14 protein-coding genes and 1 tRNA gene are annotated in these 16,772 nt (G+C 33.6%); 11 read left to right on the top strand and 4 right to left on the bottom strand.

Annotated features, from left to right (window positions below; translation table 11 throughout):
* Positions 1 to 28 precede the first annotated feature (28 nt).
* The 4 genes from rnr to D0817_RS08965 are packed head-to-tail and all read left to right on the top strand — an operon-like array spanning position 29 to position 4,370.
* The gene (gene rnr, locus D0817_RS08980; protein WP_127338065.1) at positions 29 to 2,209 is read left to right on the top strand and encodes a ribonuclease R; all 2,181 of its coding nucleotides are present in this window, start codon (positions 29 to 31) and stop codon (positions 2,207 to 2,209) included.
* Positions 2,210 to 2,232: 23 nt separating this feature from the next.
* Positions 2,233 to 2,901, top strand: a complete 669-nt coding sequence (locus tag D0817_RS08975) for a head GIN domain-containing protein (protein WP_127338064.1) — start codon at positions 2,233 to 2,235, stop codon at positions 2,899 to 2,901.
* 14 nt (positions 2,902 to 2,915) lie between these two features.
* A complete protein-coding gene (locus D0817_RS08970) occupies positions 2,916 to 3,596 on the top strand; it encodes a LysE family translocator (protein ID WP_127338063.1) in 681 nt (226 codons plus the stop codon).
* Positions 3,597 to 3,608: 12 nt separating this feature from the next.
* Entirely contained in the window at positions 3,609 to 4,370 is a 762-nt protein-coding gene (locus D0817_RS08965) for a GldM family protein (protein ID WP_127338062.1), read from the top strand.
* A gap of 175 nt (positions 4,371 to 4,545) precedes the next feature.
* On the opposite strand, the gene D0817_RS25585 is transcribed toward D0817_RS08965, so the two are convergent.
* Together D0817_RS25585 and folB are read right to left on the bottom strand one after the other, a co-directional pair.
* Positions 4,546 to 4,616, bottom strand: a tRNA-Cys gene (locus D0817_RS25585).
* A 93-nt stretch (positions 4,617 to 4,709) separates the two neighbouring features.
* Complete coding sequence (folB, locus tag D0817_RS08960; RefSeq protein WP_127338061.1) at positions 4,710 to 5,069, bottom strand: dihydroneopterin aldolase; 360 nt, start codon at positions 5,067 to 5,069, stop codon at positions 4,710 to 4,712.
* A 107-nt stretch (positions 5,070 to 5,176) separates the two neighbouring features.
* Between folB and D0817_RS08955 the strand changes: the two genes are divergently transcribed.
* From D0817_RS08955 to D0817_RS08935, 5 genes are all read left to right on the top strand, one after another.
* Positions 5,177 to 7,294, top strand: coding sequence for a glutamine--tRNA ligase/YqeY domain fusion protein (locus D0817_RS08955; RefSeq protein WP_127338060.1), 2,118 nt, complete (start codon positions 5,177 to 5,179; stop codon positions 7,292 to 7,294).
* Positions 7,295 to 8,185: 891 nt separating this feature from the next.
* A complete protein-coding gene (locus tag D0817_RS08950) occupies positions 8,186 to 8,665 on the top strand; it encodes a hypothetical protein (protein ID WP_127338059.1) in 480 nt (159 codons plus the stop codon).
* 91 nt (positions 8,666 to 8,756) lie between these two features.
* Positions 8,757 to 9,083: a YtxH domain-containing protein gene (locus D0817_RS08945; protein ID WP_127338058.1), complete on the top strand. Its 327-nt coding sequence runs from the start codon at positions 8,757 to 8,759 to the stop codon at positions 9,081 to 9,083.
* Positions 9,084 to 9,207: 124 nt separating this feature from the next.
* On the top strand, positions 9,208 to 9,558 hold the full coding sequence (locus D0817_RS08940) for a competence protein (RefSeq protein WP_127338057.1): 351 nt from the start codon (positions 9,208 to 9,210) through the stop codon (positions 9,556 to 9,558).
* A 2-nt stretch (positions 9,559 to 9,560) separates the two neighbouring features.
* Complete coding sequence (locus D0817_RS08935; protein ID WP_127338056.1) at positions 9,561 to 9,815, top strand: DUF6327 family protein; 255 nt, start codon at positions 9,561 to 9,563, stop codon at positions 9,813 to 9,815.
* 22 nt (positions 9,816 to 9,837) lie between these two features.
* On the opposite strand, the gene D0817_RS08930 is transcribed toward D0817_RS08935, so the two are convergent.
* Both D0817_RS08930 and gltX read right to left on the bottom strand, forming a co-directional pair.
* Positions 9,838 to 10,827, bottom strand: a complete 990-nt coding sequence (locus D0817_RS08930) for an SPFH domain-containing protein (protein WP_127338055.1) — start codon at positions 10,825 to 10,827, stop codon at positions 9,838 to 9,840.
* Positions 10,828 to 10,950: 123 nt separating this feature from the next.
* Positions 10,951 to 12,456 (bottom strand): glutamate--tRNA ligase, encoded by a 1,506-nt coding sequence (gene gltX / locus D0817_RS08925; RefSeq protein WP_127338054.1) that lies wholly within the window; start codon positions 12,454 to 12,456, stop codon positions 10,951 to 10,953.
* Between the two features lie 161 nt (positions 12,457 to 12,617).
* Here gltX and D0817_RS08920 point away from each other — a divergent pair, with 161 nt between their 5' ends.
* Both D0817_RS08920 and ybeY read left to right on the top strand, forming a co-directional pair.
* Positions 12,618 to 16,034, top strand: a complete 3,417-nt coding sequence (locus tag D0817_RS08920) for a coiled-coil domain-containing protein (RefSeq protein WP_127338053.1) — start codon at positions 12,618 to 12,620, stop codon at positions 16,032 to 16,034.
* Complete coding sequence (gene ybeY / locus D0817_RS08915) at positions 16,031 to 16,450, top strand: rRNA maturation RNase YbeY (RefSeq protein WP_127338052.1); 420 nt, start codon at positions 16,031 to 16,033, stop codon at positions 16,448 to 16,450. Before D0817_RS08920 ends, ybeY begins: the two co-directional genes overlap by 4 nt.
* The last annotated feature ends 322 nt before the right edge of the window (positions 16,451 to 16,772 follow it).

Genomic DNA, 16,772 nt, shown 5'->3' with positions numbered 1-16,772 from the left:
TAATTTTAAACTTTATAAGAAAAGATATATGAGTAAGAAAATTAGAAAGCCGATAAAAAATGAGAATGATTTCTCTAGTAAAATATTTAAAATTTTATCGCAAAGCCCTAATAAAGCATTTAATTACAAACAGATAGGAGCAAAACTTGAACTTGATGATACCAAAAGCAGAAACCAGATTATTAAAGATTTAAAAATTCTGGCTGCTTCAAAAAAAATTATAGAGTCTGAACCCGGTAAATATCTGGTAAAAGCCGAAAGCCAGGATTATTACGAAGGGACAATCGACATGACAAGTCGTAAAACAGCTTATTTTGTTTGTCCTGAATTTACGGAAGATGTTTTTATCCCGACCAATAATCTGAACCGTGCACTGGACAAAGACAAAGTAAAAGTGTATGTGTATAACAGAAGAAAAGGAAAAAGACCTGAAGGTGAAGTTATTGAGGTTGTAGAAAGAAATAAAACCGACTTTGTTGGAGTAATAGATATTCAGGCCAATTTTGCTTTTGTATCGACGGCAAATCCTAAAATGTATACCGATATTTTTATTCCAAAAGATAAAATCGGAGAAGCAGAAAATGGGGATGTTGTTTTAGTTACAATCGAAGACTGGCCAAAAAGAGCAGACAGTCCGTTTGGATCTGTTGTTAAAGTTTTAGGAAAACCGGGAGAACACAATACAGAAATCCACGCTATTTTGGCTGAATATGGATTACCATCCGATTTTCCGGTAGAAGTAGAGGTGTTTGCTCAGAAAATAGATACATCGATTCAGGAAGCTGAAATTGCAAAACGTCGTGACATGCGTGATACACTTACGTTTACGATAGATCCGAAAGATGCAAAAGATTTTGATGATGCCTTGTCTTTCAAAAAGTTAGAGAATGGAAATTACGAAATCGGAATTCACATTGCCGATGTTTCGTACTATCTGGAAGAAGGAACCATCCTGGATGATGAAGCCTATCAACGTGCCACTTCAGTTTATTTAGTAGACAGGGTAGTGCCAATGCTTCCGGAAGTTTTATCTAATTTTGCATGTTCGTTACGTCCGAATGAAGAAAAATATACGTTCTCAGCTATTTTTGAAGTGGCAGAAAATGCACAGGTAATTAACCAGTGGTTCGGAAGAACTGTAATTTATTCCGATCAGCGATTTGCCTACGAAGAAGCACAATATATCATTGAAACAAAAGACAATACCATTCCGGTTGATATTTCAATCACAGGAGAATCGTATGTGGTTTCAGATGAAATAAGGGATGCGACTTTAAAATTAGACGAATTAGCCAAGATTCTGAGAAAGAAAAGAATGGCAAACGGTGCTATTTCTTTTGATAAGGTCGAAGTAAAATTCAACTTAGATGAACAAGGCGAACCGGAAGGCGTTTATTTTAAAGTTTCCAAAGATGCCAATCATCTTATCGAGGAATTTATGCTTTTAGCCAACAGAAAAGTGGCTGAATACATTGGTAAACAAAAGAAAACATTTATTTACAGGATTCACGATGAACCCAACGAAGATAAGTTAATTGCGATGCAAACCGTAATTGCTAAATTCGGATATAAAATAGATTTCCGTAACAAAGGCGATATTTCGAAGTCATTGAATGCATTGATGGAAGAAGTAAACGGTAAAAAAGAGCAGAATTTAATTGATACGCTTGCAATCAGAAGTATGAGTAAAGCCAAATATTCGACAGAAAACATTGGTCATTACGGTTTAGCTTTTGATTATTACAGTCATTTCACTTCTCCGATTCGTCGTTATCCGGACGTTATGGTGCACAGATTGTTGCAATATTATTTAGATAAAGGAGCCTCTGTAAACGAAGAAGTGTATGAAACGAAATGTTTGCATTGTTCGAATATGGAAAGTCTGGCGACTAACGCAGAACGCGACAGTATCAAATACATGCAGGTTAAATATATGCAGGACCATCAGGACGAAGAATTCCTGGGCGTTATTTCGGGTGTTACCGAGTGGGGAATTTATGTTGAAATCGTTTCTAACAAATGTGAGGGAATGGTAAGAATCAGAGAAATAAAAGATGATTACTATACTTTCGATGAAAAACAATATGCCCTGGTTGGCGCAACTTCAGATAGTATTTTACAACTGGGTGATGAAATATATGTAAAAGTTAAAAATGCTGATCTAGTAAAAAAACAACTGGATTTTCATTTTTTAAGAAGAGCAGAATAGGAGTTTAATTTAAAAATAAAAGTATGAAAAAGTTAATTATAGGAGCTGCAATTTTATTTGTTCAGATGTCTTTTGGTCAGGTTACCAAAGATTTAGGTGATTTTGATTCGGTAAAAGTATTTGATAAGCTAAGTGTAAAATTAGTACAGTCTTCAGAAAATAAGATTGTAATCAAGGGAGCACGTGAGTCAGAAGTTGAAGTTGTTAACAAGAAAGGTTTATTAAAACTAAGAATGCCTTTTCCTAAATTATTATCCGGAGATGATCTGGATATTACCGTATATTACAAACATTTAGAGCTTATAGATGTAAATGAAGGAGCGTATGTTTCCAGCACAGAAGCAATTAAAGCAACTGCTTTTAAAGTGAGTGCACAGGAAGGCGGTAAAATTAATGTGGATTTAGATGTTAACAAGCTAAAAGTAAGTTCTGTATCCGGCGGAGAAATTACCTTAAGCGGTAAAGCCGATAATCAGGATGCAAGTTTGGGAGCCGGCGGATATCTTCTGGCAAGTAAATTAAGTACTGCACAAACAACAGTAAGCGTTTCTGCGGGAGGAAAAGCAGATGTGAATGCTTCTACATTAGTTGATGCAAAAGTGAGCGCAGGAGGCTCTATTTACATTTATGGAAAACCGAAACAGATTAATCAGAAAACGGTTTTAGGAGGTAAAATAGAAGAAGTAAAATAAGAAATTATATTTGAATGATAAATGATATTTTAGCTGGACTGCCATGGGGACTTTTCCTTAGCTTCATGGTAGGGCCGGTATTTTTTATACTACTGGAAACCAGTATTACAAAAGGATTCAGGGCTGCGATAGTTTTTGATCTTGGTGTAGTATTAGGTGATATTTTTTTTATAGGAATTGCATACCTGGGAAGTTACAGATTAATTCAAAGCTTAAAAGATAAACCTGCACTTTTTATTTTTGGGGGTATTATTATGCTGGCATACGGTATAATTTCTTTTATAAAATTAAAAAATGACGAAAAAATAAATGACGAGGAAATAGATCGTGATATCATAAAAAGAAACTACGGCAGTTTGTTTATAAAGGGATTTTTACTCAACGTTATTAACATTGGTGTACTGGGTTTCTGGCTGGCAGTTATCATTTCTGTAGGACCAAAATTAGACATGCAAAATTCAAGAATGTTTACTTTTTTTACTTCTGTAATCATTACTTATTTAGTAGTTGATTGTCTTAAAATATTATTAGCCAAACAATTAAAATCTAAGATGACACCCACTAATATCGTAAAAATAAAAAAAGCAATTAGCATTGTTTTAATGGTTTTCGGGGTAGTGCTCATCACTCAGGGATGGTTTCCAAAAGAAAAAGAAATGGTTAGAAATGCCTTTGAAAAGATTGAGAAGAAGTAGTTGTTTAATATTATGAAAATACAAATTTTAGTTTGTCTTTTTTGTTTTTCTTTATCTATTGCAGCGCAAGAAGATTCCGTAAGAAGTAGCGAATCTAATATAGCTGTAGTTTCTGCTGATAATTTAAAAGTCGTTTATAGAGGAGTTTTAAACCCAATATCTATTTCAGTTCCAAATTGTAAAACATTTACTGCTAGTGGTATTGGATTAAGTCGAAAATCTGAAGGAAAATATTCACTTAGTCCTGGTCAAGGACTTTTTTCAATAATTAAACTTAATATTGAATTAAATAATGGCTCCAAAATAATAGAAGAGTATAAGTTTAGAATAAAAGGAATTAAAAGCTTTTTAGGAAAAATTAATGATAGAATTAATTGCGAAGGATGTATTTTAGAGATGACAAAAGAAGAACTTTATAACTCTACTATTAAATATGGTGTATCTGAAGATTGTCTTTTTGATTTGGACCTTTCTCAATATAAAATAAATAGTTTTACTATAAAATTTTCTAATAAAAAGATCGTCATTAAAGGAAATAAATTTAATGATGATATAAATAATACAATTAAAAAATCAAAAAAAGGTTCTATTTTCTTAATTTACGATATTGGTTACTCTTTTCCCGGCTCTGAGAATTATCTTTTAGGTAGACTTGTTCCAATTAAAATTATGATTGTAGAAAAAGAAGTAGAGCAAAACTATTATGAAAATAAAGAGTTTATTAGAGATAGTATTCGAAGAATGAAAATTGAAAAAAAACTTTTAAAAAGATAATTAAACCCTCTGAATTTCAGAGGGTTTTTCTTTTACTGAATTATTAAACCCGACAGGTTTTTAAAACCTGTCGGGTTTGTTAGTAACTATCATCCGGATTCGAACGTAATTCTTTACCTAATTTTTTCTAAAAATTAACCACAAAAAAACCTTCAAATTGCTTTGAAGGTTTTAGAGGCATCGTCCGGATTCGAACCGGAGTAGGAGCTTTTGCAGAGCCCAGCCTAGCCGCTCGGCCACGACGCCGTAGTTGAACGGATGGCAAAAGTAACTAAAATCTTTAAAATTCAAAACTTTAAAAGTAACTATTTTAAAAAATTAGTTTTTTACAACCAGGAATTACAGCCTTTTTTCGGTCATTTTTATAGTAACTGATTCAACATCACCACCAATAGGAGGATTTATTTTAGAAACCCAAACCGTAGTTTTTTCTATTGAGCTGATCTCTGCCAATACACGAATATTGATTCTTTTGGCCACATGCTCCAATAAATGCGAACGAATAGCCATTTCTTCGGTAACAATTTTATTCAAATGCACGTAATCAACAGTGTCGGCCAGATGATCTGTTTGTGCGGATTGCTGCAAATTGGTTTTAATTTTTAGATCAACAGTATAGTCTGATCCAATTTTTCCTTCTTCAATCAAACATCCGTGGTAAGAGAAAGTTCGAATGTTTTTTAGTTTTATAACTCCCATATTCTTGTCGTTTCAGGTTTAAAGTTTCAGGTTTAACGCCAGTTAAATAACTTTAAACCTGAAACCTGAAACCTTTTTTTTATCTTTGCTAAAATTACTATAAAATAATGGCATCAGAAGAGAAATCACTCAATTTTATTGAACAAATCATAGAAGAAGATCTAAAATCAGGTCTGTCAAATAACAAGCTTCATTTTCGTTTTCCACCGGAACCAAACGGTTATTTACACATTGGACATGCAAGTTCTATTGCGTTAAATTTTGGTTTAGGTATTGATTATCAGTCTCCTGTGAATTTACGTTTTGATGACACCAATCCTGAAAAAGAAGAACAGGAATTTGTGGACGCCATTAAAAAAGATGTAGAGTGGTTGGGGTATACCTGGTCAGAAGAACGATATGCTTCCGATTATTTTCAGCAGTTATATGACTGGGCCGTTTTATTAATTAAAAAAGATAAAGCTTATGTGGACAGTCAGTCTTCGGAAGATATGGCGATTCAAAAAGGAACTCCGTCTACGGAAGGTGTTGATAGTCCGTACAGAAACCGTTCTGTTGAAGAAAATTTAGATTTATTTGAAAGAATGAAAAATGGTGAATTTGAGGCTGGAACTCATATTCTCCGTGCAAAAATAGACATGAAATCTACCAATATGCTGATGCGTGATCCGATCATGTACAGGATTTTACACAAGCATCACCATAGGACAGGGGATAGCTGGAAAATCTATCCAATGTACGACTGGGCACACGGGCAAAGTGATTATTTGGAGCAAATTTCACACTCCTTTTGTACACTTGAATTCCTGCCGCACCGTGAATTATATGATTGGTTTTTAGATCAGATTTTAGAAGATAATAAACTGCGTCCAAAGCAAAGAGAATTTGCAAGACGTAACCTTTCACACACCGTTGTGAGTAAAAGAAAATTACAGCAACTGGTTAAGGAAAAGCATGTTAACGGATGGGATGATCCAAGAATGTCCACCATTTCAGGATTAAGAAGACGTGGTTATACCGCTGCTTCCCTACGTAATTTTGCCAATACCATTGGAATTGCAAAGCGTGATAATTTAATAAATGTATCGGTTTTGGAATTCTGTATTCGCGAAGATCTGAACAAAATTGCCCCTCGTGTCATGGCTGTTTTAGATCCGGTTAAATTGATTATTACCAATTATCCGGAAGGAAAAGAGGAGTGGCTGGAAGCTGAAAACAATCAGGAAGATGAAACTGCCGGTTTCAGAAAAGTACCTTTTTCAAGAGAATTATATATCGAAAGAGAAGACTTTTTAGAAGAAGCTCCTGCAAAATATTTCCGTCTGACTTTAGGAAAAGAAGTGCGTCTTAAAAATGCGTATATCATTAAAGGTGAAAGTGTTATAAAAGATGGTGAAGGAAATATTACAGAGATTCACGTGACTTATGATACCGATTCTTTAAGCGGAAGCGGGACAGAAGCAAGTCAGAGAAAAGTATCCGGAACCTTACACTGGGTTTCTATTTCACATGCTGTTCAGGCTGAAGTTCGCATGTATGATCGTTTGTTTACAGATGAAGCACCGGACAGTTATAAAGAGAAAAACTTCCTGGATTTTGTGAATCCAAATTCATTGGAAGTGATTACCGGATTTGTAGAACCGAGTCTGGCAACCGCTCAGAATGAAGATAAATTCCAGTTTCAGCGTTTGGGTTATTTTACGGTGGATAAGGATTCAACTCCTTCTAAATTAGTATTTAACAAAACTGTAGGATTAAAAGATGCCTGGGAAGAAAAAGGTAAAAAAGAAGAAAACAGTATCAATAATTCTTTAAAAGAAATCAACAAATATTTTAAAGTAGAAACAAAACCGGAGCGCATTACAATTGAAAGTGCAATAGGGGAGAGCATCAAAAATGTTTCCAGTTTTTCTTTACTGCAAAATTCATTGAAGAAGAATATTAACAATAATAAAGGCTCTTTGTTATTTGCTCAGTTTATTTTAAAATACTCCATTTTGAAATCAGCCGATTTTGAAGAAGACGATATTAAAAAATTATATATGATGTCTTTGAGAAGTGAGTCAACTTATGTTCGTTCGAAAGCACTATTAAATTTAAGAGATATTGAAAATAGTAGTCTGAAAAATCAATTTGATGATGAAATTTTGAAATTGTATTCTAATCCTCCAAAAAGTGCTTCTGAAAGAGAAATTGAAATTTTGGCAGAGATGGTAAAAAAATAATATCAATATAATCTATTAAAAAGCGCTTCTTGTAAGCGCTTTTTTTATTATTTGAAATTTCTATTATAAATGTAATATTTATAGATTTTTTAGATTAAAAGTGACTTCCATAAATGAATTTTAAGTTCATTTTTTACTTCTTCCACCTCATTAATCCTCTTTTGAAAAATCATTAAACAGAACGCTTTATTTTAATTTTAGGCTCCATTTTACCGTGTTTTTCGGGTTGTTAACATAAGATTGTTTATAACCCTGAATAGAAATCTATTTGTTATAAAATTCTAGATTTTCATTTTTTCAGCTCTAATTTTTAAAGAAGTAACTTTTTACTAAATCAATTTTAACTATTATATTTTTATATTTTTAGTTTTTTAATTATCATTTATTAAATCTATTGTTTTTTAAAATTCGATAGTATAATTTGATTAAAAACAACCTTCATAAATTGATTTTAAGGCTCTATTTTCTTTCTTGCATCACATTAATCATCTTTTGAATTATTGTCGATTTTTAAGCTTTATTTAAGTTTTAGACTTCATTTTTCTTAGTTTAACGGGTTATTAACATACAATTGTTTATAAAGTTGCTATTTTTATCCAAAGTCAAATGGAAGTGTTCAATTTAAAAAATACACTTCAGAATCTAATCTGAGTTTTTTCTAAGATTTAAAAATAAATAATTTTTGATTTTTGGGGAAATTCTAATCTGAATTCAAAAATTGATTTTATGGTCAATTGTAATTGTGATTGTATTTTGATAATACTTCTAGCGTAAAAGTATTTTTTAAGACATGTTCATAATTTAAAAATTTCATGAAATTAATTTCACGGGTTGTTTGAAATTTTGTCCTTCGCTTTGACATAAACAATTTAATCCTTAAATTTTAATATTATGAAAATTCTATTTTTTACGCTGACTATTTTATTTACCAACATTGCTATTTCTCAAACACACCAAATTATCAAACACAACGGTGAACAGCTTGATGTTAATTTTATAAAACTGGAAAATGATTTGGTTTATTATACTTTCGACGGAAGTGCCGAAGAACATAAAATTAGCAAATACGCTGTTTCAAAAGTTACCAGCAAACAATCGAATCAAACGCAAAAAATATCTGATAAAGTTATAGTAGATTCAAAATCCGATTATAAATTCGTTACCGTTTTATCTCAGGACAAGACAATAGGTTTAAAACAAGCAGCTAATTTTTCAGGAGTCTCGACAAAGACAAAAGGGGAGCCGCCAATGGCAAACCAGAATCATACCGCTATGAGAATCAAAACAGAGTCTGCTTCCAAAGGATATCCGTTTGTAAGTATTGTTCAGAAAGCAGATGGAAAGTATGAGGCTGTTGCTTATGTGTATTAAATTTAGTACTAAAAGCTATTAAATTACAATTAATCAATAATTTATAACTCAAAAAAAGACTACCTTTAGTAATCATTTAAATTTTAATATTATGTCAAAAAACGTAAATACAGTTGCAGCAATTTTAGCTGGAGCTGCGGTAGGAGCAGCGATTGGAATTTTGTTTGCTCCCGATAAAGGATCAAAAACCCGTGCGAAACTAAAAGAAGGTTTGGATGATGCAACGCATAATCTGCAGGATTCGATTGCAGCCGGTTCTGAAGTTTTGCGTGAAAAATTTGCAACTGCAAAAGAAAATCTTGACGGGACTTACGGCGAGTTACTCTCAAATATGAGTCATAAAACAGAAGAAGTGATCAGCTTTTTAGAATCTAAACTGGCTGACCTAAAAGCACAAAACGCTAAACTTCAGAAATAATAATCCGGAAGCACAAGGCTTACTGTGATTTGATGGTTGTTCTGGTTATTTTATTTTTAAAATAATCCGGTTTCAATTTTCAAGCCAGGAGTTTTGTGCTTCTTTTTTAATTTAAATTATAATTATGGCTTTTGAAGAATTAAAAGAAAACACTGAAAATATTCAGGACCAGGCTAAAGTTTACCTCGACAGCCACTTAGCGTATTACAAACTTTGGGGTTTTAAAGTGGCCATGAAATCAACCACTTTAATTTTTAAGTTTACTTTGATTTTATTGTGTTTCAGTATGGTCATGATTTTTGGATCTTTTGCCGCAGCGTATGCTTTTGGATCCTTATTCGAAAGTACGGCTCTTGGTTTTTTGACAGTAGGAGGGATCTATTTAGTCTTTACCATTTTACTTTTCTTCCTGAAGGACAAATTTGTGGAAGGTCCGATATTGGAGAAATTCTCAGAAATCTTTTTTAATGACTAACTATGGAAACTAAAAAATACGCATCATACGCAGAAATCGAAAGAGATCTGGAAATTCTGAAACTCGAAAAAGAGATTAATTATCAGAAATTGGTTTTAAATTTTCAGAGAACAAAAGAATCTGTTACACCACAATATATCGTAAATGGATTTTTCTCTTCCTATAAAGATTATTTCTCAAGCTCATATCCACAGATTTTGCAATCCATTTTACCTTCTGTAATCAGTTGGTTTATCAATAAAAAAAGAGGCAATTAAGCCTCTTTTTCGTTTTTGATATTTATTTAATTTCTGGAGTAGTAGTGTCATCTTCGTAACCGGATTGTGGTTCAATTGGTTTTGGTTTCGGCTTTTCGATTTTCTTATTGTTTTTCTTCATCATTTCACCAACCTGATTGGATGCAGAGAATGAGGCCACCATATTATTTAGCATATCACTTCCGGCTTGTGGTGAATTGGGAAGCAATATTAGATTGGAATTGGCATCAGCTCCAATCGCCTGTAAGGTATCGTAATGTTGTGTAACTACAATAAGGGCAGAAGCTTCCTGCGAATTAATACCAACATTGTTCAGCACTTCAACACTTTCTACTAAACCTCTTGCGATTTCACGACGCTGATCTGCAATACCCTGACCTTGTAAACGTTTACTTTCAGCTTCAGCTTTTGCTTTTGCTACAATTCTGATTCTTGAACTTTCCGCTTCAAATTCTGCTGCTGTTTTTTCTCTGTCCGCAGCATTGATTCTGTTCATGGCATTTTTTACCTGAATGTCCGGGTCAATATCGGTAACCAAGGTATTGATAATATCATACCCGTAGGTAGTCATGGCTTCATTCAATTCTCTTTTTACAGCAATTGCAATATCATCTTTTCGTTCGAAAACATCATCCAGTTTTAATTTTGGAACTTCAGCACGAACCACGTCAAAAACATAAGCCGTAATCTGATCGTGTGGATATTCCAGTTTATAAAAAGCATCGTATACTTTTTCCTGAATTACTTTAAACTGAACCGAAACTTTCATTTTGATAAAAACGTTGTCTTTGGTTTTGGTTTCGATGATAACATCTAACTGTTGAATTTTAAGATTTACGCGTCCGGCAATTCTGTCAACGATCGGAATTTTAAGCTGCAAACCCGAATTTCTTACACTTAAGAATTTACCAAATCTTTCGATTACAACAGAAGATTGTTGTTTTACGGTAAAGAAAGAGGAGAGGAAAATAAAGAAACCGAAGACAATAATGACAATAAATGGAATACTCATAATGATATTGATTTAAGTTTTATGGATGCGTAAATTACGAAATTTCTTCGGTTTAGAATATAAAAAAAACGCTAAGAACATTTTATTAATGTTACTTAGCGTTTATATTTAAAAGTATATCTTCTATAAAAAACTTATTGCTTTCTGAATTCTCGAAATAGTTTCTTCTTTTCCGATAATTTCTACAATGTCAAACAGGTGAGGGCCTTTCAAAGCTCCAACCAAACTCAAACGGAAAGGCTGCATTACTTTACCCATACCAATTTCGTTTTTCGTTAACCAGTCTTTTACGATTGCTTCAATATTTGCGGAATCAAATCCGTCAATATATTCAAGAGTTGAAATTAATTCCTGCATTAAAGCCGGAGTTTCTTCCTTCCAGTTTTTGCTTGCTTTTTCATCATAAGAGGTTGGAGCCTTGAAAAAGAAATCAGTCAAATCCCAAAATTCAGAAACAAAATGAGCTCTTTCTTTAATCAAAGAAACGATTCTTGTAATATCAAATTTAGAAATATCAACACCTTTTTCTAACAAGATAGGAGTGAAGTCTTTCGCTAAATCGGCATCATTTTGTTTGATCAGGTATTGGTGATTGAACCATTTATTTTTCTCAGGATCAAATTTAGCTCCCGATTTATGAACTCTGTTTAAGTCAAAAGCATCCACTAACTCTTCAAGAGAAAATAATTCTTTATCCGTTCCGTCATTCCAGCCTAACAAAGCAAGGAAGTTTATAACAGCTTCCGGGAAAAATCCTTTCTCTCTGTAACCGGATGAAACACCGTCTTCGGTTTTCCATTCTAATGGAAAGACAGGAAATCCTAATTTGTCTCCATCTCTTTTTGATAATTTTCCATTTCCAACTGGTTTTAATATCAATGGCAAATGAGCAAATTCCGGAGCATCCCAACCAAAAGCTCTGTACAACAGAACGTGAAGCGGCATTGATGGCAACCATTCTTCACCACGAATTACATGTGACGTTTCCATCAAATGATCATCCACAATATTGGCAAGGTGATAGGTTGGCATTCCATCACTTTTGAATAATACTTTATCATCAAGAAGATTTGTTTCGAACTTAACATCACCGCGAATGATATCTTTCAGATGTAGCGTTTCGTCAACCGGAGTTTTAAAACGGATCACATAATGTTCTCCATTTGCAATTCTTTTAGCAACTTCTTCAGCAGAAGTAACCAGGGAAGTATCTAACTTTTCACGATTGTGATGATTGTAAATAAACGTTTTTCCTTCGGCTTCGTGTTGTTTTCTGTGTGCATCTAAAGCTTCGGGAGTATCAAAAGCATAATACGCCCAACCCGAACTGATCAGCTGATCGGCATATTTCTGATATATTTCTTTACGGTCACTTTGTCTGTACGGACCAAATTTTTCGTTTTTCCCAACCGTTTCTTCAGGAGCAATCCCTAACCATTCCAGTGCTTCCATAATATAGGCTTCAGCTCCCGGAACAAAACGGGTCTGATCCGTATCTTCAATTCTAAGATAGAAAACACCATTATTTTTTTTGGCAAATAAATAATTAAATAGGGCAGTACGAACACCACCAATATGTAATGGCCCTGTTGGACTAGGTGCAAAACGCACACGAACTTGCTTTGACATTTGTTTAAATTTTGATGCAAAGATACGATTCTAATTAGAAAATTAGGAAATCAGTTTAAGGAGATAGTGTGTTGCTTATGCCTGAATTGACTAATTTTCTCATTGGGAATTATCTAATTAAAATTACTACTTTTATAGGTTATAAATCAAACAGATTCATTTTGAAAACAACGTCTGCCATATATCTGAAGCTTGAAGCTTTTATCAAAAAATATTACACCAATGAACTCATAAAAGGGATAATGCTTTTTACCGGTTTTGGACTTTTGTATTTTTTGTTTACGCTTTTTATTGAGTATTTCCTTTGGTTAAAACCAACGGGAAGAACACTTTTATTCTGGCTTTTTATAGGAGTCGAAGTTTTCCTTTTGTTTCGTTTTATTTTGTTTCCAATTTTTAAGTTGTTCAAACTTCAAAAAGGAATCGATTATAATCAGGCTTCCACTATTATTGGAAATCATTTTACGGAGGTAAGTGACAAACTAACGAACTTTTTACAGTTGTCTGCTTCGGAACATTCAACTGAAAGTTCAGAATTGATGCTGGCATCTATAGAACAAAAAGCAAATTCGCTGCAGCCAATTCCATTCGGAAATGCTATTAATTTTAATTCAAACAGAAAGTATCTGCCATTAGCACTCATTCCAATTTTGCTTTTTGCTGTGTTTTATATTTCAGGAAACAGTAATATAATTTCTCAGAGTTTAAACAGGGTAGTACATTTCAATGCTACATTTTTACCTCCGGCACCTTTCAGATTTGTAGTGGTGAATCAGCATTTGCAAACAGAACAGAACAAGGATTTTATTGTAAAAATGGAATCCGTTGGTAAAATTGTTCCGGAGAATGTCATGATCCATATTGGTGATGAAAGTTATTTTATGGAAAGTTCTCAGCCAGGAAAGTTTGAATTCAAGATTGAAAAACCAACAGAAAATGTCTCTTTTACTTTTGAAGGAAATTCGGTTTCATCTGAAGAATATGAATTAAAAGTAATTACAGTTCCGTCAATTGCGAACTTCGAAATGGTGTTGAATTTCCCATCCTACTTAAAAAAGAAATCCGAAACCATTCAGGGAACCGGTAATGCAATCGTGCCGGAAGGAACTTTAGTGACCTGGAAAATGAATACGCAGGCGACTCAGGAGATTGTCTGGAAGGATGAGAATGCAACTTTTAAGTTCAATAAGGCCGAAAATGAGTTTAAATTGAGTAAAAACATTGGTCAAAATACAGAATATCAAATCCTTACTTCCAATAATAAGGTCAAAAACTACGAGAAACTGGACTATCAGCTGTCGGTTATCAAAGATCAGCATCCAACCATAACGGTTGCTCCTGCGCCGGATAGTTTAAAGCTGGATAAAAGTTATGTGCTGGGAAGATTAGGAGATGATTACGGATTATCGAAATTACAGATTGTTTACTACGAACGTAACAAACCACAAACGGCAAAGCATGGAACCATTCCGGTAAAGCAGGCAGTATTTGATCAGTTTGTTTTTTCTTTTCCAAGTAATCTGGCAGTAGAAGAAGGAGTGTCTTATGAATATTATTTTGAAGTTTTCGATAACGATGCGCCACATCATTTTAAGAGCACAAAGTCTTCTGTTTTTTCAGACAGAGTTTCTACAACAGATGAAGTTCATGATCTGGAATTGCAGCAGCAAAATCAGAATATAAATAGTTTAGAAAAGTCCTTGAAGAATCAGACAAAACAATTATCCGAGATGGATAAGATTCAGAATGCAGGAAAAGAAAAAGATAATCTGGAATTTAAAGATCAGCAAAAAATCAATGATTTTATCAAACGTCAGAAACAACAGGACGAATTGATGAAACAGTTTGCAGAGAAAATGAACAAGAATCTGGATAAATTCAAAGAGGATAAAAAGGATAAAACAGCCGAAGATTTGCAAAAACGTTTGGAGAATGCCGATAAAGATCTGGAGAAAAATCAGAAACTATTAGACGAATTAAAAAACCTAAATGACAAATTAAACAGTGAAGACCTGTTTGATAAAATGGAAAAGTTCAAACAGATCAGTAAAAACCAATCCAAAAATTTAGAACAATTGGTTGAACTTACGAAACGTTTTTATGTTTCTAAGAAAGCAGAACAGGTTGCAGAGAAATTAGAAAAACTTGCAGAGAAGCAGGAACAGCTTTCTAATAAAGAAAAGGAAAATACATCAGAGAAACAGGATGAGATTAATAAGTCTTTTGATAAAATCCAGGAAGATTTAAAAGAACTGAAAGAGGAAAATAAAACATTGAAAGCTCCTTTAGACATTCCTTCAGACGCTGCAAAAGAAAAAGAAGTAGAAGATGATTTGAAAAAAGCTTCTGATGAACTGGATAAAAAGAATACTTCTTCAGCTAAACCAAAACAAAAAAGTGCAGCTAAAAAAATGAAAAGCATGGCGCAACAAATGGACGCAGGTATGGAAGGAGGAGAACAGGAACAACTGGAAGAAGATGTTGCAATGCTTCGCCAGGTGCTGGATAATCTTCTGGCTTATTCGTTGTCACAGGAAGATGTAATGAAACAATTTAAAAGTATGAGATTAGGTTCTTCTGCCTACACGAAGAATATAAAAGTACAGCAAAATTTAAAACAACAATTCAAACATATTGATGATAGTCTGTTTGCATTGTCTTTGCGTAACCCGAAAGTTGGTGAAGATGTAACAAAAGAAATAGGGAATGTACAATACAATGTTGACAAAGCTATCGAGTCACTAACCGATGTTCAGGTTCCAAAAGGAGTTTCACACCAGCAATACGCAGTTTCAGCAGCAAATAAACTAGCTGACTTTTTAAGTGATTTATTAAACAACATGCAAATGTCTATGTCGAAACCGGGGACAGGAAAACCAAAACCAGGTGACGGGCAAGGAATGCAGTTGCCGGATATCATCCAAAAGCAAAAAGGTTTAGCTGATAAAATGAAAGACGGAATGAAGCAGGGAGATAAACCCGGGGACAAGAGCGGAGACAAACCAGGGCAGGGGCAGGGTGAAAAGCCAGGACAGGGAAAGAGCGGAAACGGAAAAGATGGTCAGGGAAAAGATGGTCAGGGAAGTAAAGGTGGCGAGAAAAGTTCTTCAGGAAAAGATGGCAAAAATGGTAAAGGAGAGAAAAACGGAAAAGAAGGAGATGATGGAGAAGGAGACGCTGAAGCCATAATGGAGATTTATAAGGAGCAGGTAAAACTGCGTGAAGCATTACAAAAAGAATTAGCCAAGCAAGGATTGGATTCTCAGGGAAAATCTGTTATCGATCAGATGAAACAATCAGAGAAGCAACTTTTAAATAAAGGATTTAAAAACGAGAACCTGCAAAGAATCTTAAATATTCAGCAGGAATTATTAAAATTAAATAATGCAGTTCAGCAACAGGGTCAGGATACAAAGCGTCAATCTGAATCAAACAAGACTGAATTTACAAATCGTTCAAATGCTTTACCAAGCTCATTATTGGATTATTTAAACAGTGTAGAGATTTTAAACAGACAATCACTACCTTTGCGCTCAAATTTTAACCAAAAGGTTCAAGAATATTTTAATACAAAATGATCAATTTTAATTACGAAACAGATTTTAATTTAGACAACGAAGAAGCCTTTTCTAACTGGTTGAGTGCTGTGATTGTTTCTGAAAATAAAAACGAAGGAGAGATAAATTATATATTTTGTGATGATGAATATCTTCATAAAATCAATGTCGAATATCTAAATCATGATACGCTTACCGATATTATTAGTTTTGATTATACTGTGGGTAACGAATTAAATGGAGACATTTTTGTTTCTGTCGAAAGAGTGGAAGACAATGCTAAAGATTTTAATGTTTCTTTTGAAGAAGAATTAAAACGTGTTTTAGCTCATGGTATATTACATTACTGTGGTTACAAAGATAAAACGGATGCAGATGCAGATTTAATGCGTTCCAAAGAAGATGAAAAAATAGGCATGTTCCACGTGGAACTATAACTTAAATTACTAATTGTTTTTCTGAGTTTATGTTCCACGTGAAACACTTTGAATCTAATTCGATTTAAAATGGCACGTGTAACATTTTAAATTTATGTTTAACCTTTCAGATGTTTCACGTGGAACATAATTTAAAAGGTTTTTATTTTTGAGATTCGGTAATAATTTGATATTTATGATCTGTTCCACGTGGAACAGATTATATAGAGTTTGGAATTTTTAATTAAATTTTTCGGATTTGTGTTGCGCTTTAGCGCCGTTCCACGTGGAACAAAAGTTTATAAATTTAATTCTGAGAACTGACTTAACCGGTTTCCAGAGA

Source organism: Flavobacterium cupreum (assembly GCF_003996965.1).
GTDB lineage: Bacteria > Bacteroidota > Bacteroidia > Flavobacteriales > Flavobacteriaceae > Flavobacterium > Flavobacterium cupreum.
Note: the sequence above shows the minus strand (reverse complement) of the source record. Positions and strands in the feature narration are given on the sequence as shown.